This is a genomic window from Curtobacterium sp. MCSS17_011 (genome assembly GCF_003224275.1).
Lineage (GTDB): Bacteria > Actinomycetota > Actinomycetes > Actinomycetales > Microbacteriaceae > Curtobacterium.
Window position 1 is genome coordinate 83,099 of the sequence record NZ_QKLE01000002.1, and the last position, 21,341, is coordinate 104,439.

The 21,341-nt window shown below is 70.6% G+C and carries 16 protein-coding genes; 9 read left to right on the forward strand and 7 right to left on the reverse strand.

All coding sequences use genetic code 11. From position 1 onward, the window contains the following. Positions 1 to 31 precede the first annotated feature (31 nt). Positions 32 to 958, forward strand: coding sequence for an oxygenase MpaB family protein (locus tag DEJ17_RS01795; protein WP_110891801.1), 927 nt, complete (start codon positions 32 to 34; stop codon positions 956 to 958). An 83-nt stretch (positions 959 to 1,041) separates the two neighbouring features. On the opposite strand, the gene DEJ17_RS01800 is transcribed toward DEJ17_RS01795, so the two are convergent. The 4 genes from DEJ17_RS01800 to DEJ17_RS01815 all read right to left on the reverse strand — a co-directional run bounded on the left by DEJ17_RS01800 (position 1,042) and on the right by DEJ17_RS01815 (position 4,994). Then, positions 1,042 to 2,031 carry an aldo/keto reductase gene (locus DEJ17_RS01800; protein ID WP_110891802.1) on the reverse strand — a complete coding sequence of 330 codons (990 nt, stop codon included), beginning with the start codon at positions 2,029 to 2,031 and terminating at the stop codon, positions 1,042 to 1,044. After that, positions 2,028 to 2,594 carry a TIGR03086 family metal-binding protein gene (locus DEJ17_RS01805; RefSeq protein WP_110864494.1) on the reverse strand — a complete coding sequence of 189 codons (567 nt, stop codon included), beginning with the start codon at positions 2,592 to 2,594 and terminating at the stop codon, positions 2,028 to 2,030. The genes DEJ17_RS01800 and DEJ17_RS01805 overlap by 4 nt, the downstream gene beginning before the upstream one ends. A gap of 797 nt (positions 2,595 to 3,391) precedes the next feature. After that, on the reverse strand, positions 3,392 to 3,952 hold the full coding sequence (locus DEJ17_RS01810; RefSeq protein ID WP_027464630.1) for a YceI family protein: 561 nt from the start codon (positions 3,950 to 3,952) through the stop codon (positions 3,392 to 3,394). Between the two features lie 109 nt (positions 3,953 to 4,061). Continuing rightward, entirely contained in the window at positions 4,062 to 4,994 is a 933-nt protein-coding gene (locus DEJ17_RS01815; protein ID WP_146239580.1) for a hypothetical protein, read from the reverse strand. A 495-nt stretch (positions 4,995 to 5,489) separates the two neighbouring features. Here DEJ17_RS01815 and DEJ17_RS01820 point away from each other — a divergent pair, with 495 nt between their 5' ends. The 8 genes from DEJ17_RS01820 (at position 5,490) to DEJ17_RS01855 (ending at position 14,701) form a co-directional block, all read left to right on the forward strand. Continuing rightward, the gene (locus tag DEJ17_RS01820; protein WP_110891804.1) at positions 5,490 to 6,494 is read left to right on the forward strand and encodes an aldo/keto reductase family protein; all 1,005 of its coding nucleotides are present in this window, start codon (positions 5,490 to 5,492) and stop codon (positions 6,492 to 6,494) included. A 190-nt stretch (positions 6,495 to 6,684) separates the two neighbouring features. After that, complete coding sequence (locus tag DEJ17_RS01825; RefSeq protein ID WP_110891805.1) at positions 6,685 to 7,209, forward strand: GtrA family protein; 525 nt, start codon at positions 6,685 to 6,687, stop codon at positions 7,207 to 7,209. Beyond that, positions 7,206 to 8,693 carry a glycosyltransferase gene (locus DEJ17_RS01830; protein ID WP_110891806.1) on the forward strand — a complete coding sequence of 496 codons (1,488 nt, stop codon included), beginning with the start codon at positions 7,206 to 7,208 and terminating at the stop codon, positions 8,691 to 8,693. Before DEJ17_RS01825 ends, DEJ17_RS01830 begins: the two co-directional genes overlap by 4 nt. Further along, positions 8,690 to 10,678 (forward strand): glycosyltransferase family 39 protein, encoded by a 1,989-nt coding sequence (locus tag DEJ17_RS01835; RefSeq protein ID WP_110891807.1) that lies wholly within the window; start codon positions 8,690 to 8,692, stop codon positions 10,676 to 10,678. The genes DEJ17_RS01830 and DEJ17_RS01835 overlap by 4 nt, the downstream gene beginning before the upstream one ends. Positions 10,679 to 11,072: 394 nt before the next feature. Further along, positions 11,073 to 11,897, forward strand: a complete 825-nt coding sequence (locus tag DEJ17_RS01840) for a DUF4397 domain-containing protein (protein WP_110891808.1) — start codon at positions 11,073 to 11,075, stop codon at positions 11,895 to 11,897. Positions 11,898 to 11,996: 99 nt separating this feature from the next. Then, positions 11,997 to 13,151, forward strand: coding sequence for a glycosyl hydrolase family 8 (locus DEJ17_RS01845; protein WP_110891809.1), 1,155 nt, complete (start codon positions 11,997 to 11,999; stop codon positions 13,149 to 13,151). Then, positions 13,148 to 13,861 carry a class F sortase gene (locus tag DEJ17_RS01850; protein WP_146239581.1) on the forward strand — a complete coding sequence of 238 codons (714 nt, stop codon included), beginning with the start codon at positions 13,148 to 13,150 and terminating at the stop codon, positions 13,859 to 13,861. Before DEJ17_RS01845 ends, DEJ17_RS01850 begins: the two co-directional genes overlap by 4 nt. 45 nt (positions 13,862 to 13,906) lie before the next feature. Further along, positions 13,907 to 14,701 (forward strand): polyprenol monophosphomannose synthase, encoded by a 795-nt coding sequence (locus DEJ17_RS01855; protein WP_110891811.1) that lies wholly within the window; start codon positions 13,907 to 13,909, stop codon positions 14,699 to 14,701. 90 nt (positions 14,702 to 14,791) lie between these two features. Here the strand turns inward: DEJ17_RS01855 and treZ are convergent, their stop codons facing one another. From treZ to glgX, 3 genes are read right to left on the reverse strand one after another with little or no spacing between them, the layout of a single operon-like run. Then, positions 14,792 to 16,546 (reverse strand): malto-oligosyltrehalose trehalohydrolase, encoded by a 1,755-nt coding sequence (gene treZ, locus DEJ17_RS01860; protein WP_110891812.1) that lies wholly within the window; start codon positions 16,544 to 16,546, stop codon positions 14,792 to 14,794. Continuing rightward, positions 16,543 to 19,044 carry a malto-oligosyltrehalose synthase gene (gene treY, locus DEJ17_RS01865; RefSeq protein ID WP_110891813.1) on the reverse strand — a complete coding sequence of 834 codons (2,502 nt, stop codon included), beginning with the start codon at positions 19,042 to 19,044 and terminating at the stop codon, positions 16,543 to 16,545. The genes treZ and treY overlap by 4 nt, the downstream gene beginning before the upstream one ends. Next, positions 19,041 to 21,272, reverse strand: coding sequence for a glycogen debranching protein GlgX (gene glgX / locus DEJ17_RS01870; RefSeq protein ID WP_110891814.1), 2,232 nt, complete (start codon positions 21,270 to 21,272; stop codon positions 19,041 to 19,043). The genes treY and glgX overlap by 4 nt, the downstream gene beginning before the upstream one ends. Positions 21,273 to 21,341: the final 69 nt, after the last annotated feature.

The following is a 21,341-nucleotide window of genomic DNA, read 5'->3' on the forward strand; positions in this document are numbered from 1 at the left end:
CGTACTCAGGCGACGGACGGACCATGACGACATGTCCGCTGTCTCCGACGTCTTCCGGTCCCGCCTCAACCAGACGTTCACGGGCGGTTCGACCGGGACGGAAGCCTGGATGGAGGACCTGGAACACGGCACCGACGCGGGCTTCTTCGGCCCGGGTTCGGCCACGTGGGCGGTGCACGGCGGCAGCCACGGCATCGTCGCCGGCGTGCGGGCGCTGCTCGTCCAGGCACTGCACCCGGGCGCGCTCGCCGGCGTCGCCGACCACTCCCGCTACCGCGAGGACCCGTTCGGACGCCTGGCGGGGACCAGCCGGTGGATCGCCACGGTCACGTACGGCGACCGGCAGACCGCCCGCAGCGGCAGCGACTGGGTGCTCCGTCTGCACGAGCGGGTCCGTGGGCAGTACGTCGACGCGCACGGCGCGACCCGCCCCTACGCGGCGAACGACCCGGACCTGGCGCGCTGGGTGCACCTCGCCTTCACCGACGCGTTCCTCCGCGCCGCCCAGCGCTGGGGAGGCCCGATCCCCGGGGGCGCCGACGCCTACGTCCGCGAGTGGGCCGAGGCCGGGCGGCTCATGCGCATCGTCGACCCGCCCGAGTCCGAGGCGGAGCTCCGTGCCCAGATGAACGGGTACCTCGACCGCGGCGAACTCCTGGTGGACTCGCGCACCCGTGACGTCGTCCGGTTCATCAAGGACCCGCCGCTGTCCCGCCTGCTGCGACCCGGCTACCGGGCGGTGTTCCAGGGCGCGGTGTCCACGCTCGACCCGCGGCACCGGTCGCTGCTCGGACTCCGAGCGCCGGTCGTCGGCCCGGTGGAGCTGCCGGTCGTGCGGACCACGAGGCTCGTGCTCGACGGGATCGGCGCGGTGCTCGACGACCAGACCGGTTCCGAACGGGCCGCGCGGCGGCGCATCGCGCGCCTGCAGCGCGCTGACGGCAGCGCGGTCGCCTGACCACGGCGGTCACCGCGACCAGATGACGGACGGGAGGCACGGTGCCAGCTGACACCGTGCCTCCCGTCCGTCATGTGGGGGCGTCAGAAACCCGACGGCACCCGGGGCGTGTAGGCGGACTCGAGTCGCGTGACCTCGTCGTCGGTGAGCGTCAGCGACGCGGCCGCCACCGCGTCGTCGATGTGGTGCTCCTTCGTCGCGCCGACGATGGGCGCGGAGACCGCGGACTTGCCGGCGACCCAGGCCAGGGCGACCTGCGCCATCGGGACGCCGCGTTCGGTGGCGACGGCCTCGACCGCGTCGACGATCGCACGGTTCGCGTCCTCGTCCTGCTTGTAGAGCGTCTTGCCGAACTCGTCGGTCTGCGCACGGGAACCCGACCCGGAGGCGTCCCAGGGGCGGGTGACGCGGCCGCGGGCGAGGGGACTCCACGGGATCATGCCGACGCCGGTGTGCTCGCAGAAGGGGAGCATCTCGCGCTCCTCCTCGCGTTCGAGCAGGTTGTACTGGTCCTGCATGCTGACGAACTTCGTCCAGCCGTGGCGTTCCGCGGTGTGCTGCATCTCGGCGAACTGCCACGCCCACATGCTGCTCGCGCCGATGTAGCGCGCTTTGCCGGCCTTCACGACGTCGTGCAGGGCCTCCATGGTCTCCTCGATCGGCGTCACCGGGTCGAAGCGGTGGATCTGGTACAGGTCGACGTAGTCCGTGCCCAGCCGGGTCAGGGAGGCGTCGATCTCGTGCATGATCGCCGCGCGGGACAGCCCGGCGCCGTTCCGGCCGGGACGCATCCGGTTGAAGACCTTCGTGAAGACCTGGACGTCCTCGCGCGGAGCCAGCTCGGCGAGGAGCGTGCCGGTGATCTCCTCGCTGCTGCCGTCCGAGTAGACGTTCGCGGTGTCGAAGGTCGTGATGCCGGCCTCGAAAGCGCGGCGGACGAACGGGCGGGCCTCGTCGATGCCGACGCTCCAGGCGTGCGAACCCCGGTCCGGGTCGCCGTACGACATCATGCCGAGGACGACGCTGCTGATCTCGAGCCCCGAGTTGCCGAGGCGCTTCGTGTCGGTGGTCATGCAGTCACTCTGGCATCACGGCCTGTGACGGCGAGCAGGCGGACCTGGAGCGGGGAGTCCTCGGTGACGTCGACCGGGGGCGCGTAGAGGCCGGTGGCCGCGAGGTCCTCGATCTGCGGCTCGAAGTACTCCCACACGGCGCGGACGAGTTCGTCGGGCAGGGACTCCTCGGTGCCGGTCGCCCGAGCGAGGTCCCACGTGTGGATCGTGATGTCGCTCGTCTGCTCGGTGAGGTACTGCGCGGCGGGCACGACGTCGGTGCTGAGGTGCACGGGGGTGTCCTGCGGGGCGTTCCGCCAGGCGTCGGTCGCGGCGGTGGCGAACCGGTGCCACTCGGCCACCAAGTCGTCGCCGATCGGCTCGAGGTCGGCCTGGGCCTGGGCGTAGTCGCACCCGGTCAGGAGCTTCGGGATCCAGCGCTGCTCGTCGACGACGTGGGCGACGAGGTCGCGGGTGGTCCACTCGGAGTCGGGGGTGGGGGCGTCCCAGTCGGCGACGGCGGCGACGCGGCGGCCGAACTCGGCTGCCGCGAGGGCCTGCATCGCGATCCAGTCGGTGGCCATGGTGGTGCTCCTGTTCGTCGTGCGGGCGTGTGCTCTTGGTGCGTGGTGCGTGGTGCGTGGTGCTTGGTGCTTGGTGCTTGTCGTGCAACTCGGGGTGCGGAGTGGGGATTCCCCTCGCTGCCGTCGTACATGCCAACGTTACGCGGGGGAGGCGCGTGGCCGTCGCTCGTCCGCTCGTTCCCGCTGTCTCCCATTCCGTGCCTCGCCTTCGCGCTGCTCCTTGCGCCACCCCCCCCGTGTGCCTCCGTGCGCCCGGTGCGCCCCCGTGCGCCCGGTGCGCCCCGTGCGCCGCGTGCGTGCGCCTCGTTGCGGCTCGTTGCGCTCGTTGCGCCTCGTTGCGCGAGCGGGCGAAATTCCGCACTTTGTCCCCGCCGTTTCCCGGGCATTCCGCCCGCTCGACCACGCTTCCGATCTCGGCCGGGGTCGCTCACACCCTCCGCTCGAGTCCTTGCACGAGCGGGCGAAATGTCCGGCGTGCCACGGGGATCGGCGTGGTGTTTCGCCCGCTCGTCGGCGTGAACGTGGGCCTGGGCCTGGGCCTGGGCCTGTGGTGTCGGCGTGGGCCTGGGCGTCGGCGTGATCGCGGGGATCCGCGTCGACTTCGGTGCCGGCATCGGCGAGCGGGCGGAATGCCTGACGAGCCAGGACGAAGCTCCGGGCTGTTTCGCCCGCTCGTGGTCGGGGGACCGGCGCGGGCAACGAAGAACGCCCCGACTCCGTGCGGAGTCGGGGCGTTCTTCTCGGGTTCGGGGGAGTGCCGCTCGATGCCCTCAGTCAGGCGTTGAGCCAGAGGTGGCTCAGGCCGCCTGGAGGACGAACTGGACGTCGAGGTTGATCGTGACGTCGTTGCCGAGCGTGAAGCCGCCGGCCTCGAGCGCCGCGTTCCAGTTCACACCGAACTCGGTGCGGTCGATCTTCGTGGTCGCCTCGGCGCCGAACTTGACCTGGCCGTAGCCGTCGGTCGTGAAGCCTCCGAGCTCTGCCTTGAGGACAACCGGCTTGGTGACGCCGCGCAGGGTCAAGTCGCCCGCGATGTGCAGGTCGTCGCCCTTCGCCTCGATGCTCGTGGAACGGAAGGTCAGCTGCGGGTGCTCTTCAGTGAGGAAGAAGTCGCTCGTCTTGAGGTGCTGGTCGCGCTGCTCCTGGCCGGTGTTGATCGACGCGACGTCGATGTTGGCCTCGACGGTCGACTCGAGCGGGTTCTCGGCGGTGACGACGGTGGCATCGAACGTCTCGAACTTGCCCTTGACCTTGCTGATGGCGAGGTGGCGGACCGAGAAGGTGACCTCGGAGTGGGTCGGGTCGATCTTCCAGGTACCGGTCTTGTAGCCGGGAACGGTGTCAGCGGTGAGCGTCATGGTGGTCCTTCTTCCGAACGAGAGCCTGCGGTGCGACGCGTTCCATGCGCCTGCATCGAGTTGATACTACGACAGTGTGCACCGTTTTGGTTAAAGCGTCAACCATTGTTCACCCGAGTGTCGCAAACCGCGTGTCGTGGGCTCCTCTGGTGCCGACTTCGAGCAGGCGACGGATGCGGTGCACGAAACGCTCGACCCCGTGATCGAGGTCGTCTGCTGTTGCTCTGACGAGCCACCAGTCGACGTCCTTGAGGTGCTCGCCGCGCGTGAGGTCCTTCCGGAAGCTGGCTGGATCGGAGCGGTGCAGATCGCTCTCGTACTCGATCGCGACCCTGGCATGGGGGTATGCGAGGTCCACACATGCGATCCAGCGCCCGTCGACGACGACATCGTGGTTGAGCGCCGGTTCCTGGAGTCCGCGGCGGACGAGTGCGAGCCGAGTCCGGGTCTCTCCGGGAGACCGTGATCCCCTCCGGATCTCGTCGAGCGCGAGGCGGAGCTTCACGATGCCGCGGATACCGCGTCGTCGTCGGACAGCCTGGGCGAGTTCGTCGAGGGTGGCCCAGCCGAGCCACCCCACGAGCGCGTCCCCGGCGACGATGAGTTCGTCGAGCGTCAACATCGAGCCGAGTGCGACGAACGTGTCGGCCGGAGTGGTCAGCGGCACTCCTCGTGCGACCGTCGCGCTGGCCGACCCGTAGCGGGCCCGATGGCCGACCGTGCCCCGAACCCGGAGGGCCTGATCGGTCCCGATCGTCGTGACGTGCAACCGCCGATCACGTTCGAGACGGCGGGGGAGTGGGACGCCGATGATCGCTGCTGCGGTGACGTGACTGAACACCTGATCGGGGCGGAGTCGAGGAGCGAGCGCCCTTGCGCGTTCGTCCACGGACTCCGGTGGGAACGCTGATCGGATGCCGTGGAACGGGCGGACGAGATCGCGAGCGTCGAGTCGGCCACGCGACACGCCTCGGTGCAGCGCATCCCGGACCCGGAACGAAGCGTCGCGGAGTGCCATCGGGAGTCGGCGTCTTGCGGTCATCTCAACAGCGTGACGGCGAGCCGACGTTGCGAACGGGAATCGTGCCTCGTTTGTGGACGATGGCCGCGCTTGCGCCGCTGTGGAGGGACTTCGGCATCCTCGAGCGGGCGAAACACCGTGCCTGCCGCTTGGCCGCACGGCGGTGTTTCGCCCGTTCGCGGGGCTCGAACGCAAGCAGCTCGGAGACCGCAGTCCAGGGTGGACTCCGAGGCGGGCGGGCGAGTGGGCGAGATGTCCGGGTGTGGCGTCGACACACCCTGACATTTCGCCCGCTCGCGGATCCCCGGACCCGCACGTCGCACCCGGACCCGGCGCCGAACCCAGCACGCCGCTCCCGAACCCAGCACGCCGCTCTCGGACCCGGCGCCGAACCCAGCACGCGGACCCCGGACCCCCGCACCCGGCGCTCGTACACACCCGCGCCGTACCCGCGCCGCGCCGACAGGCACTCGCGGGACCCCTCACGTGCGCGCTCACTCCAGTAGCGTCGGGACCATGGAATTCAGGTACCTGGGCAACTCCGGACTCAAGATCTCCGAGATCACCTACGGCAACTGGCTGACGCACGGCTCGCAGGTCGAGAACGACGTCGCCACCCAGTGCGTACGGGCAGCGCTCGACGCCGGCATCACCACGTTCGACACCGCGGACACGTACGCCAACACCGCCGCCGAGACCGTCCTCGGCGAGGCGCTGAAGGGCGAGCGTCGCCAGTCCCTCGAGGTCTTCACCAAGGTCTACTGGCCGACCGGACCGATGGGGCACAACGACGTCGGCCTCAGCCGCAAGCACATCATGGAGTCGATCGACGGCTCGCTCCAGCGACTGCAGACCGACTACGTCGACCTCTACCAGGCGCACCGCTACGACTACGAGACCCCGCTCGAAGAGACGATGCAGGCCTTCGCCGACGTCGTGCGCCAGGGCAAGGCGCTCTACATCGGCGTCAGCGAGTGGTCCGCCGAGCAGATCCGCGCCGGTGCCGCACTCGCCAAGGAGCTCGGCTTCCAGCTCATCTCGAACCAGCCGCAGTACTCGATGCTGTGGCGTGTCATCGAGGGCGAGGTCGTCCCCGCCTCGAAGCAGCTCGGCCTGTCGCAGATCGTCTGGTCGCCCATCGCGCAGGGCGTGCTCACCGGCAAGTACAAGCCGGGTCAGCCCCTGCCCGAGGGCTCGCGTGCCACGGACGAGAAGGGCGGCGCGGACATGATCAAGCGGTTCATGCGCGACGAGGTCCTCGAAGCCGTCCAGCGCCTGCAGCCGGTCGCCGACCAGGCCGGCCTCACGCTCGCGCAGCTCGCGATCGCGTGGACCCTGCAGAACGAGAACGTCGCCTCGGCGATCGTCGGCGCCTCGCGTCCGCAGCAGGTCACCGACAACGTCAAGGCTGCCGGCGTGAAGCTCGACACGGACGCCCTCGCGGCGATCGACGAGGCACTCGGCGACATCCCGGAACGCGACGCGTCCAAGAACGTGTCCCCGTCGTCGCGCCCCGCGTAGACGCAACCGATCGACGAACGGGAGGCCCGGTACCAGCTGGTACCGGGCCTCCCGTCCGTCGTCCCCGCGCCTCTGGCCACCGCAGCTGACGGATGGTCAACATGAACGGCATGTGTCGCGCCTCTGGCAGGCGCCTGGCAAAGTGCGTACCCCACCCAAACCACCGCGGGAAGCCCCCCGAATCGGGGGCATGACCCGAACCGATACCCCCGTTCTGGTGTCACCCGACACCGGTGCGGTGCGGACCGTGCGCCCCGGCACGATCCCGCGCCTGCTCGCCACCGCGAGGCAACTCGCGTCGTTCGGCACCATCGGTGCCGTCTGCTTCGTCATCGACCTGGGCGTCTACAACCTGCTCCGCGCCACCGTCATGCCGGACGGTCCCATCGCCGCGAAGATCGTGTCGGCCGTCGTTGCGACCTCGGTCGCGTGGATCGGCAACCGCTTCATCACCTTCCGTGCCCAGCGCCAGACCGGCCGCCGCGAGACCGTCCGCGAGGGCCTGCTCTTCGCTGCCACGAACTTCCTCGGCCTCGGCATCGCCGCCGCGTGCCTGTTCGTCTCGCACTACGTCCTCGGCTTCACTTCCACCCTCGCCGACAACGTCGCCGGCAACGGCGTCGGCCTCGTCCTCGGTACCGCGTTCCGGTTCGCCGCGTACAAGGCCTTCGTCTTCCGTCCCACCGACGCACGTCCGAAGGGGTTCCCCGAATGACCATCTCAGCCGTGCTGCTGACGGCCGCAGGGCCGCTGCTCCGACCCGACGAACGCCCCGGCACCACAGGGGACGTCCCGAACCGCGGGACCACGGACGTGCCGACGGGAGGATCGGGGCAGCTCCCGCAGGCCCCCTGGTCGCTGGGCGAGTGGCTCGGCTACTCGACCCTCATCGCGCTGTCCGTGCTGCTCACGATCATCGCGTTGACCACGCTCTGGTGGATGCTGCACGCGTGGCGCTCCCGGGACGCGCTGAAGTCCACCAGCTTCAGCCAGACCCCGCGCCCGGCGGCGCACCGGTTCACGCTCCTGGTCCCCGGGCGGCACGAGCAGGACGTGATGGGGCAGACGCTCGACATGCTCGCGACGCAGGACCACCCCGACTTCGAGATCATCGCGATCGTCGGGGAGGACGACCCGGAGACCGACGCCGTCGTGCGCGCTGCGGCGGCCCGACACCCCTCGTTGATCAAGGTCGTCGTGGACGACACCCTGCCGAAGAACAAACCGAAGGCGATGAACCTGGCGCTCCAGCACGCGACCGGCGACATCGTCGGGGTGTTCGACGCCGAGGACGAGGTCTACCCGAGGCTGCTCTCGCTCGTCGACTCGCGGTTCCAGGAGACCGACGCCGACGTGGTGCAGGGCGGTGTCCAGCTGATGAACTTCAAGTCGAGCTGGTGGTCGCTCCGGAACGTCCTGGAGTACTACTTCTGGTTCCGCTCGCGCCTGCACTTCCACGCGGGGTCGAAGTTCATCCCGCTCGGCGGCAACACCGTCTTCGTCACGCGCTCGCGCCTGGAGTGGTCGAACGGCTGGGACGCGCACTGCCTCGCGGAGGACTGTGAACTCGGGGTGCGGCTCTCCGCCGACGGCGCGAAGGTGGTCGTGGCCTACAGTCCCGAGGCCGTCACCCGCGAGGAGACCCCGCCGACCTTCGCCTCGCTGCTCAAGCAGCGCACGCGGTGGAACCAGGGCTTCCTCCAGGTGCTCGGCAAGGGGGAGTGGAAGAAGCTGCCGTCCTTCCGGCAGCGGTTCTTCGCCCGCTACATGCTCACGATGCCCTTCATCCAGGCCGCGACCGGGTTGCTCATCCCGCTGAGCGTCCTGATGATCCTGTTCGTCAAGGTGCCGACGGCGATCGCCCTCGTGTCGTTCGTGCCGGTGGCGCCGACGCTGATGCTGCTCGCCGTGGAGATCGTCGGGCTGAACGAGTTCGGCCGCCTGTACGGCGAGAAGGTCCGGCTCCGCGACTACGTGCGGCTCGTGCTCGGCCTGGTGCCGTACCAGGTGTTCCTCGCCGCCGCGGCGGTCCGGGCAGTCGTCCGGCACGCCAAGGGCCAGAACGGGTGGGAGAAGACCGAGCACACCGGCCAGCACCGCAGCGGACAGGTGATCGGCTTCGCCTCGGACCTGGACGGATCAGGCGCAGCGTCGTCCGACCGTGAGCTCGCCGGCACCACCACGGGAGGCACCCGATGACCGCCAGCATCACCGACACCACGGGCATCCCGATCCGTGGTGGCACCACCGCACACCGCGCCGGTGTCGGGGCGTGGTTCCGCCGGCACGCAGCCAGCCTGACGTGGTTGCTGCCTGTCGTCGCGGTGACCGTGCTCGTCCAGGCCTGGAACATGTCGGGCACACCGCAGCGCATCGACGACGAGGGGACCTACACCGCACAGGCGTGGGCGATCACGAACCTCGGCGAGCTCACCCACTACACGTACTGGTACGACCACCCGCCGCTCGGATGGATCCAGATCGCCGGGTACACGGGGCTGACCGGGGCGTTCGCGCGGTACCCCTTCGCGGTGGAGGCCGGGCGCGAGGCCATGGTCTTCTTCTCCGCCGTCTCGAGCATCCTGCTGTTCGTCCTGGCCCGACGTCTCGGCGCCGGACGGATCACGGCGGCCGCGGCCGGACTCGTCTTCGCGCTGTCACCGCTCGCGCTGCAGTACCACCGCACGGTGTACATCGACAACGTCGCGACGCCGTGGCTGCTCGCCGCGTTCGTCCTCGTGCTGAGCCGTCGCCAGCAACTCGCCGGGTTCGCCGGTGCCGCTGCCTGTCTCGGCATCGCGGTGTTGTCCAAGGAGACCTACCTGCTCGCGCTGCCGTTCCTCATCTGGATGGCCGTGCGTCGCGCCGACAAGAGCACCCGCCGGTACACGCTCAGCGTCGCCGGGGCCGTGCTCGTGCTGATCGGCGGCGGGTACCTGCTGCTCGCCGCGGTGAAGGGCGAACTCGCGCCGGGCGCCGGGCGAGTCAGTCTGTGGGAGGGCGTCACCTACCAGCTCGGGTCGCGGACCGCTTCCGGATCGGTGTTCGACGGGGGCAGCTTGGCGAACGAGGCCGCCGCGCAGTGGTGGGCACTCGATCCGGTGTTCATCGTGCTCGGTTCGGTCGCAGCCCTCGTCGGGCTGTTCCTGCGACGGGTCCGACCGATCGCCGCGATGCTCGTGTTCCTGCTCGCGGTGATGTTCCGGCCGAACGGGTACCTGCCGGTGCCCTACGTCATCATGCTCATCCCGTTCGCAGCGCTCCTCGTCGCGTACACCGTCGAGCGTGCCGTCCTGACGATCGCCGGTCGGGTCCACACCCGGGGCCGGTTCGGCCCGAGGACCCGCCGCGGCCTCGGCATCACCTGGGCCGTCGTCACGGCTGCGGCGCTCGTCGTCGCGGTGCCGCTGTGGGGGACGCAGCTGCGCGGGTTCCTGCTCGGCAACCTCGACCTGCCCATGCAGCAGGCCGAGCAGTGGGTGGGCGACAACGTGCCGAAGTCCTCGCGTCTGCTGGTCGACGACGCCATGTGGGTCGACCTCGTGGACGACGGCTTCGCCCGGAACAACGTCGTCTGGTACTACAAGCTCGACACCGACGGAGCGGTGGAACGGCAGTCCCCGAACGGCTGGAAGGACTCGGACTACGTCATCACGACGGACTCCATGCGCACCGGCGGCAACTCGTCCACCGACGTGCGGCAGGCGATCGAGAACTCCACGGCCGTCGCGACCTTCGGCACCGGTGACCAGCAGGTCGAGGTCCGCCGGATCCACGCCGAGGGAGCCAGTGCCGCCGAGACCGCGATCACCCGGGCCACCGACATACGGAAGACCCTGGGGACCGAGCTCGCCTCGAACCCGGCCCTGCGTGCGGACGACGGCACGAAGTCGCAGTTCCGCGCCGGACAGGTCGACTCGCGGGCGATGATCGCGCTCGGACAGGTGCTCGCCGACCAGGACGTGCGGGTCGACCGGTTCACCCCGCGCACCGGGGAGGCCGGCCAGCCGTTCCGCACCGTCGTCCTGCACACGAGCGACGACGCCTCGGCCACCCGGGTCGCTCGGACCTTCGACGCGATGTCCCCGGCGTTCCGACCGGACACGGTCGAGCGCGAGGGAGCACGGCTCACGGTGACGTACGCCCCGGCCGACCCGACGACGACCGCGACGGGCGCCTCGTGACCCCCGATCGCTCGGCCGAGCTGGCCGAGCTGGCGTTGGGCGAGCGGGCGTTGGGCGAGCGGGCGTTGGGCGAGCGGGCGTTCCGCGAGCGGGCGAAATGCCCGGAGAGCTCCGGCGCTGACCCCGGTATTCCGCCCGCTCGCCGGATCGGCCGCGGAACTGTTCACCGCGAACGAGTCGGGGCGGAACGCCTGCTCCGCGAGCGGGCGAAATGCCCGGAGGGCTCCGGCGCTGACCCCGGTATTCCGCCCGCTCACCCGGCGGTCTCCGCAGGCCCGGCGGCCACACGACCCGCACGACCCGCACGAACCACACGACCCGCACGGCCCACACGAACCGCACCTCGACACGACAACTGCACGCCAACCGCACCTCGACCCGAAGGAGCACCATCATGACCGCACGCACCACGAACCGCCGCCGAACCGTCGTCGTCGGAGCGCTCGCCGCCGCACTCATCGCCTCGACGGTCGGTCTCGCCGCCCCACAGACCGCCTCCGCCGCGACCGCTGACCAGGGCTGGCTCCGTGTCGGGCACCTGTCGCCGGACACCAAGGGCGTCGACGTCGAGCTGTCCAGCCTCGCCGGGGGCAAGACCGTCTTCGAGCTCGACGACGTCACGTACGGCCAGGTCAGTCCGTACGAGAAGCTGCCGGTCGGCACCTACGTCCTGTCGATGCGCGCCGCCGACGCCCCCGACTCCACCCCGGTCATCTCCACCGACGTCACCGTGCAGGAGGGCGACGCCAGCACCGTCGTCGCCTACGGCAAGAACGACGGTCTGAAGACGACCGCGTTCACCGACGACCTGCAGCAGCCCGGCGACGGCAAGGCGAAGCTCCGGCTCGTGCAGGCCGCCACCACCGCGAAGCGTGTCGACGTGCAGACCTCCGAGGGGACCCCGATCGCCGAGGACGCCACCTTCGGCACCGCCACGAAGTACGCCACGGTCGACGCCGGCAAGTGGTCGCTCGACGTCTCCGGCAGCGGCCAGCGGGGCACCGCGAAGGTGGACCTCGCCGGCAACACCGTCTCGACCCTGTTCGTCCTCGACGACAGCGACGGCAACCTGACCGTCGTGCCCGTGACGGACGCCGCGGCGACCGCAGCCACCCCGTCCGGCGGCGTGCAGACCGGCGGTGGCGGCGCAGCCGCTGACCGACCGGTGACCGAGGCGGTCCACGCGGCCGTCGCGATGCTCCGCTCGCTGTTCCGCTGACGCCCCGGACTGGAGGCGCGGATCACGTGCGCCGCACGGCCCACGTGATCCGCGCCTCCCCTTCGACCCCCACCACCATCCCCGGAGAGGCAGGCCAGCATGACCCGCAGGACCTGGATACCGGTCGCCGCCGCGGCGGCGGTCATCGTCGCCGTCGTGGTCGCGATCGTCGCGGTCCGCCCCTGGTCGTCGAACACGGTGACCGCCGACCGCGGCACGGCGACCCCGACCTCGACCACCGCGCCCGACGCGGCGCGCTCGCCGCAGCAGCTGCGGTCGGCGTTCCTCGACCGCTACGTCGAGGGCGGGCGCGTCGTCCGGACCGACCAGGGCGGTGACACCGTCAGCGAGGGGCAGGCGTACGGCTTGCTCATCGCCTACGCGAACGACGACCGTGCGCGCTTCGACGCGATCTGGGAGTGGACGGAAGCGCACCTGCTCACCGACGACGACCTGTTGGCGTGGCGGTGGACGTCCGGTGAGGGCGTCGCCGACGAGCAGTCCGCGAGCGACGCCGACCTCGACGCAGCCCGGGCCCTGGTGCTCGCGGGGAAGGCCTGGGACGACGACCGGTACACCGCCGCGGGCAAGCGCATCGCAGCGGCGATCCTCCAGCACGAGACGGCCCGGACCGACCTCGGCACCATCCTGCTGCCCGGACCGTGGGCGGATCAGGAGCCCTACCGGTACAACGCCTCGTACGCCTCGCCCGCGGCCTTCTCGGTGCTGGCGGACGCCACCGGGGACGACCGCTGGAACGCGCTGAACCGGGGTTCGCGCGCCGTGACCGCGGCCGTACTGGACGCCTCCGACCTGCCCAGCGACTGGTCCCAGGTGCACGCCGACGGATCGGTGGACCCGATGCCGGCGGTCGGTGCGGACGGGCGCGTGCTCTACGGGTACGACGCGATGCGGACCCCGCTCCGCTACGCCGAGGCGTGTTCGGCGCCGGACCGGGAGCTCGCGGCGGCACTCGCGCCCACACTCGGACGGACGACCCAGCTCGCCTCGCAGCTCGACCTCGGTGGTGCCCCGGTGACGCGGGACACGAACGCGCTGGCCTACACCGCGCGGGCCGCGGCCGAGCAGGCCGCCGGATCCTCCGGTGCGGCTGCCGCCGACCTCGAGCGGGCCGACCGGACGGCGGCGACCACGCCGACGTACTACGGGGACGCCTGGCTGGCCATCGGCTCGACCATGCTGACCTCCGACGTGCTCGGGGGTTGTGCCGACGACGTGGGAGGCGGCTCGTGAGCGGCCGTCGGAGCGCCGGGCGCGTCTCGGCCATCCGGCGCCGAGGCGTGGTGATCGGTGCCGTGGTCGCCGCAGTCGTGGTGGTCGGGGGTGTGGCCGGAGTGGCGGTCGCGTCGAGCGTCGGCGGTGGCGCGTCATCGGCGCCGTCCGCGCCGCAGTCCTCGTCGTCGTCTTCGTCGTCGTCTTCGTCTCGTTCTTCTTCGTCGTCCTCGGGTACGGGAACCGAGGGGTTCCAGGATCCGGCCGCACCGGAGGCCCGCTCGACGGCCACCCCGGTCAGCGTGTCGATCCCGGCCATCGGGGTGCGGTCCTCACTCGAGGACCTGCACCGCGGCGCGGCCGGGGAACTCGACCCGCCCGTCGACTGGGACAGCGCGGGCTGGTTCAGCGACGGCATCGTCCCCGGCGAGGTCGGCCCCGCCGTCATCGCCGGTCACGTCGACAGCCCCACGAGCGCCGCGGTCTTCTTCCGGCTCGACGAACTGGTCGCCGGCGACGAGGTCCGTGTCCGGATGTCCGACGGCAGCACCCGCACCTTCACCGTCGACCGCTCCGAACGGGCCGCGAAGGCGGCGTTCCCGACGAGCGACGTCTACGGGCCCACCCCCACGCCCCAACTCCGACTCATCACCTGCGACGGCACGTTCGACACCGCCACCGGGCACTACACGGACAATCTGATCGTGTTCGCAGACCTCTCGTCGGATTGACCCACCATGCCAGCGATACATTCGACCTGGAGCACGAGGAGCACCATGAGCGAGACCCTGGTCATCATCCCGACCTACGACGAAGCCGAGAACGTCCGGCCCATCGTCGAGCGCACGTTGGCCGCGACCGACGACACCGTGCACGTGCTCGTCGTCGACGACGACTCACCCGACGGCACCGGCGACATCGCCGACACCATCGCCCGCGAGACCGACCGGGTGCACGTCATGCACCGCACCGTGAAGGACGGCCTGGGCGGGGCGTACCTGTCCGGCTTCGCGTGGGGCCTGGAGCACGGCTACGCCAAGCTCGTCGAGATGGACGCCGACGGCTCCCACCACCCCGAGTACCTGCCCTGGATGCTCGAGCTCGCCGACTCGAACGACCTGGTGCTCGGCTCCCGGTGGATCAAGGGCGGCAAGGTCGAGAACTGGCCCTGGTACCGCCTCCTGCTCTCCCGTGGCGGGAACCTGTACACGCGGCTCGCCCTGGGCATCGCGGTGCGGGACGCCACCGGCGGGTTCCGGGTGTTCACCTCGAAGGCGTTCGAGCGGATCGACCTGGCGGGTGTGGCGTCGAAGGGGTACTGCTTCCAGGTGGACCTGTGCTGGCGTGCGCTCGAGGCGGGCCTGCGGGTCGTGGAGACCCCGATCACGTTCACCGAGCGGGAGTTCGGCGTCTCGAAGATGAGCGGGAACATCGTGCGCGAGAGCCTGGCGCTCGTGACGAAGTGGGGCATCGACCGCCGCATCCGCGAGACCCGTTCGCTCGTGAAGGACCACCGCAAGCTGCCCTCCGTGCGGAAGAACGCGCACGCGGTTCCCGACCACGCTGCCTGAGCACGAGCGCACGAACGGCGACGGACCCAGGGGGTTCGTCGCCGCTCCTGTGCGAGGGGTCTCCGGCCAGCGCAGCGCGAGGCCCTTTGGTCAGCGCAGCACGACCACGCCGCGGCCGCGGAAGCGGACGACGCCGGCATCGACCTCGGTCGCGCCGAAGCCGTAGAGCTCTTCGCCGACGGCGTCGGGCACGGGGACCTCGGCCGCGTCGTCGGCGAAGTTCACCACGACGTGGACCGGCGCCACGTCGGGGCCGAGCAGACCGCGGGTGAGCACCAGCCAACGGCGGTCCTCGCTGAAGCGGACGGCGTTCGCCTCGTAGCGGTGGTCGACGAACGCCTGGTCGGTGCGTCGCAGGGCGATGAGCACCCGGTAGGCACGAAGGATCGCAGCCCCGCGCTCCGAGCTGACGTCGGCCCAGTCGAGCTTGGAGTTGGTGAACGTCGTCGGGTCCTGCGGGTCCGGCACGGCGGACTCGTCCCACCCGTGCTCGGCGAACTCGGCGATGCGCCCTTCGGCGGTGGCCTTGCCGAGCTCGGGCTCCGGGTGCGAGGTGAAGAACTGCCACGGCGTCGAGGCCGCGAACTCCTCGCCCATGAACAGCATCGGCGTGAACGGTCCGAGCAGCGTCAGGGCCGCGGCGATCACGAGCCCTTCGTCGTCGAGCGTCGCGGCCAGCCGGTCGCCGGCAGCGCGGTTGCCGATCTGGTCGTGGTTCTGGTTCGCGACGACCAGGGCCGTCGCGGGGGAGGTCCCGCGGTCGATCGGCCGTCCGTGGCGCTTGCCGCGGAACGACGACCAGGTGCCGTCGTGGAAGAAGCCGTCCTCGAGCACCTTCGCGAGCGCCGACAGCGGGGCGAAGTCGGCGTAGTAGCCGTTCGTCTCGCCGGTGAGCGCCACGTGCACGGCGTGGTGGAAGTCGTCCGACCACTGCCCGGCGAGGCCGTACCCGGCGGCTTCACGCGGCCGGAACATCACCGGGTCGTTGAGGTCGGACTCCGCGATGAGCGACAGCGGACGACCGATGAACGACGAGTAGGCGTCGGTCTCGTCGGCCATCGATGCCAGCACGTGCGGCCGTGTGGTGTCGCGGATCGCGTGCACGGCGTCGAGCCGGAGCCCGTCGACGTGGTGGTCGCGGAACCACATGCGCACGTTGTCGAGGACGTACCGACGGACCTCGGGGTGCTCGACGTTCACCGAGTCGCCCCAGGTGTTGCCGAGTCCGGCCAGCAGGTACGGGCCGTACAGCGGCAGGTAGTTGCCGCTCGGTCCGAGGTGGTTGTAGACGACGTCCTGGATGACCCCGAGCCCCAGCGCGTGCGCGGTGTCGACGAACCGGTCGTAGGCGTCCGGGCCGCCGTACGGAGCGTGCACGGAGAACCAGCCGACCCCGTCGTAGCCCCAGTTCCACTCGCCGTTCACGGCGTTGACGGGGAGCAGCTCGACGAACTCGACCCCGAGCTCGACCAGGTGGTCCAGCTTCTGGGCGGCGGCGTCGAGCGTGCCCTCGGGCGTGTAGGTCCCGATGTGCATCTCGTAGATCACGGCACCGCGGGCGGGGCGACCGGTCCACGACTCGTCGGTCCACGCGAACCGCGCGGGGTCGACGACTTCGGACGGGCCGTGCACGCCCTCGGGCTGGTACCGGCTGCGCGGGTCCGGTCGGACCGCGTCGTCGTCGCCGATGCGGAACCCGTACCGGGCGCCGACGACCGGCATCACGGCGTCGGTGGACCACCAGTCGTCGTCGCCCTTGGCGAGCGGGTACTCGACGTCGTCGACGACGAGCCGGACGCTGTCCGGCTCGGGCGCCCAGACGGCGTAACGGTCGGGTGCGGTCATGCGTGACCCTCCAGGATGTCGATCTCGGCCTGCGCGTCGGACCCGTTGGCGTCCGTCGTGCTGTCGGCGGCGGGCCGGGAGGCACCGCTCGCGTCGGACACGGCGGTGACCGCGTCGGCGTGGCCGGCTGCACCGACCGCGTCGGCGGGCACGAGCAGCGCGACCGGGTAGGTGGTGAGCAGGTCGGCCAGCGCGATCCCGCGGCTGGCCGGGATGCGTCGACCGGTGAGCAGGTCGACGCGGTCGACGGGGACGGCGTGCACCAGCGTGTCGCCCCAACCGCCGACCCGGCCGAGGCCGACCGGCAGACGCGTCGCGATCGTCACCGCACCCCCGCGGTCGAACGCGATGACGTGGTCCGCCGCGCTGCCCGTGGCCTCGAGCTCGAGGTACCGGGTGAACAGCTCCGGGTGGTCCCGACGGATCCGCAGTGCACGGGCCGTGACCAGGAGTTTCGCGGCACCGTCGATGCCGATCGCAGGAAGGTCCTCGGGGCCGTCGTCGTCGGGGCCGTCGAGTTCAGCGAGCACGTGGCGGCGCTCGGCGTAGTCGACGGGGCGGCGGTTGTCGGGGTCGACGAGCGATCGGTCCCAGAACTCCGTGCCCTGGTAGACGTCGGGGACGCCGGGTGCGGTGAGCTGGACGAGCTTCTGGGCCAGACCGTTCGACCAGCCGGCTGCGTCGATCTGCGCATCGATCGCGTCGAGCACGGCGACCACGTCCGGGTTGTCGAACGCGGCGTCGACGATCGCGTGCATCTGCTGCTCGAACGCCTCGTCGGGCTCTGTCCAGGTGGTGCTGTCACCGGCTTCGCGAGAGGCCTTCTCGGCGTACGCGTGCAGACGCTCACGGCTGGCTGGCCGGGCGCCGACGATCGCCTGCCAGAGCAGGTCGGCGAACACGCGGTCCTGCAACGGTACGAGCGACTGCAGACGCTCGAGCGTGGCGGCCCACTCGTCACCGAGCTCGGCCAGCACCGCGATGCGGGCGCGGGTGTCCTCGCTGCGCTTCGTGTCGTGCGTGGTGAGCGTCGTCATGGTGTGCGGCCAGCTGCCGAGCCGTTCGCGCTGGGCCCGGTGGAAGTCCGCCACCGAGACCGCGAAGACGCTCGGGTCGCCGCCGACCTCGCTCAGGGACGACAGGCGCGAGGTGCGGTAGAACGCCGTGTCCTCGACGCCCTTCGCCATCACCATGCCGCTGGTCTGCTGCAGTCGGACCGCCGCGGCGTTCGTCGGGTCGACGAGTGCCGGTGCGATCCGGTCGATCACGTCGTCGAGGTCCGGGCGGGCTTCGGCGGCGCGCTCGAGCGCGGTGATGAGGTGGTGGGCACCCTCGGGCAGGTACGTGCGGTACACGTCGAACGACGCCACGATCTCGGCAACGGCGTCGACGATCCGCTCGTGCGTGATCGTCTCCGTCACGGCGCTCGGTGCGAGCAGGCGTGCGAGCCGCTCGACCTCGCTGCCGAGGATGCCGTCCGCGATGCCCCGTCGGGTGTCGTGCGTGAGCTCCTGCCAGTCGGTCGGTTCGGCGCCCGACGCCGCGGTCAGCGCCTGCTCGCCCGCGGGGTCGACGAACACGCGGTCGAGCACTCCGAGGGCGTCGTACCCGGTGGTGCCGTCGACCGGCCACGAGCTCGGCAGCTGCTCACCAGGCTCGAGGATCTTCTCGACGAGGGTGTAGGCCCCGCCGGTCAGCTCCGCCAGGTCCTGCAGGTAGCCCGCCGGGTCGTACAGCCCGTCCGGGTGGTCGATGCGCAGGCCGTCGACGAGTCCGTCGCGGAACCAGCCGCCGATGACCCCGTGCGAGGCCGCGAAGACCTCGGGCTCCTCGACGCGGATCGCCGCGAGGGTGTTCACCGCGAAGAACCGGCGGTAGTTCAGGTCGTGGTCGGCGCGCTTCCAGTGCACGAACGCGTAGTGCTGGCGGCCGTGCACGGTCTCGACGGTGTCGCCGTCGTGCACCGTTCCGGGGGCGGTGGGGTAGGCGGTCTCGCCGACGCGGAGCACCGGACGCTCGCCGTCGGAGGTGTCGAGCGTGACCGCGTCGAGCAGCCGGTCGTCGAGCACGGGGACCCGGAGCTTGCCGTCGCCGGCTTCCCAGTCCACGTCGAACGCCCAGGCCACGGGCGAGCCCTGCCCGAGTTCGAGCAGGGACCACCACCACGGGTTCGACTCGGGGGTCGCGACGCCGACGTGGTTCGGCACCACGTCGACGATGACCCCGAGACCGACGGCGTGCGCGGCCTCGGCCAACGCACGCATGGCCTGGTCGCCACCGCGGTCGGTGTCGACCCGCGTGTGGTCGACCACGTCGTAGCCGTGGTTCGACCCGGACTCGGCCTGCAGCACCGGCGACAGGTACAGCCAGTCGGCGCCGAGGTCGTGCACGTAGTCGACCAGGTCGCGCGCGGCGTCGAGGTCGAAGTCGGCGGAGACCTGCAGGCGGTAGGTCGAGGCGGGGACGCGGTGCGCTGCGCCGGGCGTTCCGGCGGTCATCGTGCGGCTCCGCTCGGTGCGGTGGACCCGGCCGGGTTGGCCGGGGTCACGGCGTCCTGCGGGGCGGACGGTGCGGGAGCGCCGTCCTGCTCGGCGTCGACCGGGGTGACCGTGACCTCGTGGTCGGGCTCGGCACGCAGCACGATCATCGAGCGCGCGGGGACGTCGAGCGGGGTGCCCGCATCGAGCACCTCGTCGCGGGCGCCGGGGTCGGCGGTGTCGATCCGGACGGTCCAGCCGGGGGAGTACTCCTCGGGTGGGAGTGTGAAGGTCACGACGTCGTCGTGGGCGTTGAAGTACGTGATGAAGCCGACGTCGGTGACGCGCTCACCACGGGCGTCGCGTCCGCGGATGCCCTCGCCGTTCAGGTACATGCCGACGCTCTTGCCGAAGCCGGAGTCCCAGTCCTCGGGGTCCATCGCGTCGCCCGAGGGGGTCAGCCACACCACGTCGGGCAGCGGCTCGCCCTCGCCACGTCGGACCGGACGGCCGTTGAAGTACCGGGTCCGGCGGAACGTGGGGTGGTCGTGCCGCAGCTTCACCACGTCGGCGGTGAACTGGATGAGGTCCTCGTCCGCGCTGTCCCAGTCGATCCAGCTGAGCTCGGAGTCCTGCGCGTAGACGTTGTTGTTGCCGGACTGCGACCGGCCCAGCTCGTCGCCGTGCGCGATCATCGGCACACCCTGGCTCAGGAGCAGGGTCGCCAGGAAGTTCCGGCGACGCTGCAGCCGCAGGGCGTTCACGGCCTCGTCGTCGGTCGGGCCCTCGGCCCCGGAGTTCCACGACCGGTTGTGGCTCTCGCCGTCGTTGTTGTCCTCGCCGTTGGCCTCGTTGTGCTTCTCGTTGTAGGCCACCAGGTCGTACAGCGTGAAGCCGTCGTGCGCGGTGATGAAGTTGATGCTCGCCTTGGGCGTGCGGCCGTCGTGCTCGTAGAGGTCGGCCGAGCCGGAGATGCGGGAGGCGAACTCGCCGAGCGTCGACGATTCACCGCGCCAGAAGTCACGGACGGTGTCGCGGTACTTGCCGTTCCACTCGGACCACTGGGGCGGGAAGTTGCCGACCTGGTAGCCGCCGGGGCCGACGTCCCACGGCTCGGCGATGAGCTTGACCTGCGACACGATCGGGTCCTGCTGCACCAGTTCGAAGAACGCCGACAGTCGGTCCACCTCGTAGAACTCCCGGGCGAGCGCCGAGGCGAGGTCGAAGCGGAACCCGTCGACGTGCATCTCGGTCACCCAGTAGCGGAGCGAGTCGAGGATGAGCTGCAGCGAGTGCGGGTGCCCGACGTTGAGCGAGTTCCCCGTGCCCGTGTAGTCCATGTAGAACTTCTTGTCGTCGTCGACCAGGCGGTAGTAGGCCGCGTTGTCGATGCCGCGGAACGACAGCGTCGGGCCGAGGTGGTTGCCCTCGGCGGTGTGGTTGTAGACGACGTCGAGGACGACCTCGATACCGGCGCGGTGCAGCTCGCGCACCATCGTCTTGAACTCCTGGACCTGCTGGCCCTGGTCGCCCGACGACGAGTACGCCGAGTGCGGCGCGAAGAAGCCGATGGTGTTGTAGCCCCAGTAGTTCGACAGCCCCTTGTCCTGCAGGGTCGAGTCGTTCACGAACTGGTGCACCGGCATGAGCTCGAGCGTGGTGACGCCGAGGCGCTGCAGGTGCTCGATGACGGCGGGGTGGGCGACGCCGGCGTAGGTGCCGCGCTGCTCTTCCGGCACGTCCGGGTGCGTCTCGGTGAGCCCCTTGACGTGCGCTTCGTAGATGACGGTCTCGCCGTACGGCGTGCGCGGCGGACGATCCCCCTGCCAGTCGAAGAAGGGGTTGATCACGACGCCCTTCATCATGTGCGACGCGGAGTCCTCGTCGTTGGTCGAGTCCGGGTCGCCGAACGTGTACGAGAAGAGGGACTGATCCCAGTCGATCTCGCCGCTCGTCGCCTTGGCGTACGGGTCGAGCAGGAGCTTCGACGGGTTGCAGCGCGCGCCGTTCTCGGGGTCGTACGGGCCGTGCACGCGGAAGCCGTACTCCTGCCCGGGGCCGATGTTGGGGAGGTACGCGTGCCAGACGTAGGCGTCGACCTCGAGCAGGCGGACGCATTCTTCGTTGCCGTCGGAATCGAACAGACAGAGTTCGACGCGCTCGGCGACCTCGGAGAACAGCGCGAAGTTCGTGCCGCTCCCGTCGTAGGTCGCCCCGAGCGGGTACCGGTTTCCGGGCCAGGTGTGCAAACGGTCCTCCAGGTGTGGGTGCGGCCAACATATCGGCGGCGCTCGTCCGCGTCCGCAGACAAGCCCCAG

Excerpts from the sequence above, each read along its gene's own strand:
- DEJ17_RS01845 (WP_110891809.1), top strand. The coding sequence starts at position 11,997 with ATGACCCGCAGGACCTGGATACCGGTCGCCGCCGCGGCGGCGGTCATC.
- DEJ17_RS01815 (WP_146239580.1), bottom strand. The coding sequence starts at position 4,994 with ATGACCGCAAGACGCCGACTCCCGATGGCACTCCGCGACGCTTCGTTC.
- DEJ17_RS01820 (WP_110891804.1), top strand. The coding sequence starts at position 5,490 with ATGGAATTCAGGTACCTGGGCAACTCCGGACTCAAGATCTCCGAGATC.
- DEJ17_RS01800 (WP_110891802.1), bottom strand. The coding sequence starts at position 2,031 with ATGACCACCGACACGAAGCGCCTCGGCAACTCGGGGCTCGAGATCAGC.
- DEJ17_RS01805 (WP_110864494.1), bottom strand. The coding sequence starts at position 2,594 with ATGGCCACCGACTGGATCGCGATGCAGGCCCTCGCGGCAGCCGAGTTC.
- DEJ17_RS01840 (WP_110891808.1), top strand. The coding sequence starts at position 11,073 with ATGACCGCACGCACCACGAACCGCCGCCGAACCGTCGTCGTCGGAGCG.
- DEJ17_RS01795 (WP_110891801.1), top strand. The coding sequence starts at position 32 with ATGTCCGCTGTCTCCGACGTCTTCCGGTCCCGCCTCAACCAGACGTTC.
- DEJ17_RS01830 (WP_110891806.1), top strand. The coding sequence starts at position 7,206 with ATGACCATCTCAGCCGTGCTGCTGACGGCCGCAGGGCCGCTGCTCCGA.
- treY (WP_110891813.1), bottom strand. The coding sequence starts at position 19,044 with ATGACCGCCGGAACGCCCGGCGCAGCGCACCGCGTCCCCGCCTCGACC.
- treZ (WP_110891812.1), bottom strand. The coding sequence starts at position 16,546 with ATGACCGCACCCGACCGTTACGCCGTCTGGGCGCCCGAGCCGGACAGC.
- DEJ17_RS01855 (WP_110891811.1), top strand. The coding sequence starts at position 13,907 with ATGAGCGAGACCCTGGTCATCATCCCGACCTACGACGAAGCCGAGAAC.
- DEJ17_RS01835 (WP_110891807.1), top strand. The coding sequence starts at position 8,690 with ATGACCGCCAGCATCACCGACACCACGGGCATCCCGATCCGTGGTGGC.
- DEJ17_RS01825 (WP_110891805.1), top strand. The coding sequence starts at position 6,685 with ATGACCCGAACCGATACCCCCGTTCTGGTGTCACCCGACACCGGTGCG.
- DEJ17_RS01810 (WP_027464630.1), bottom strand. The coding sequence starts at position 3,952 with ATGACGCTCACCGCTGACACCGTTCCCGGCTACAAGACCGGTACCTGG.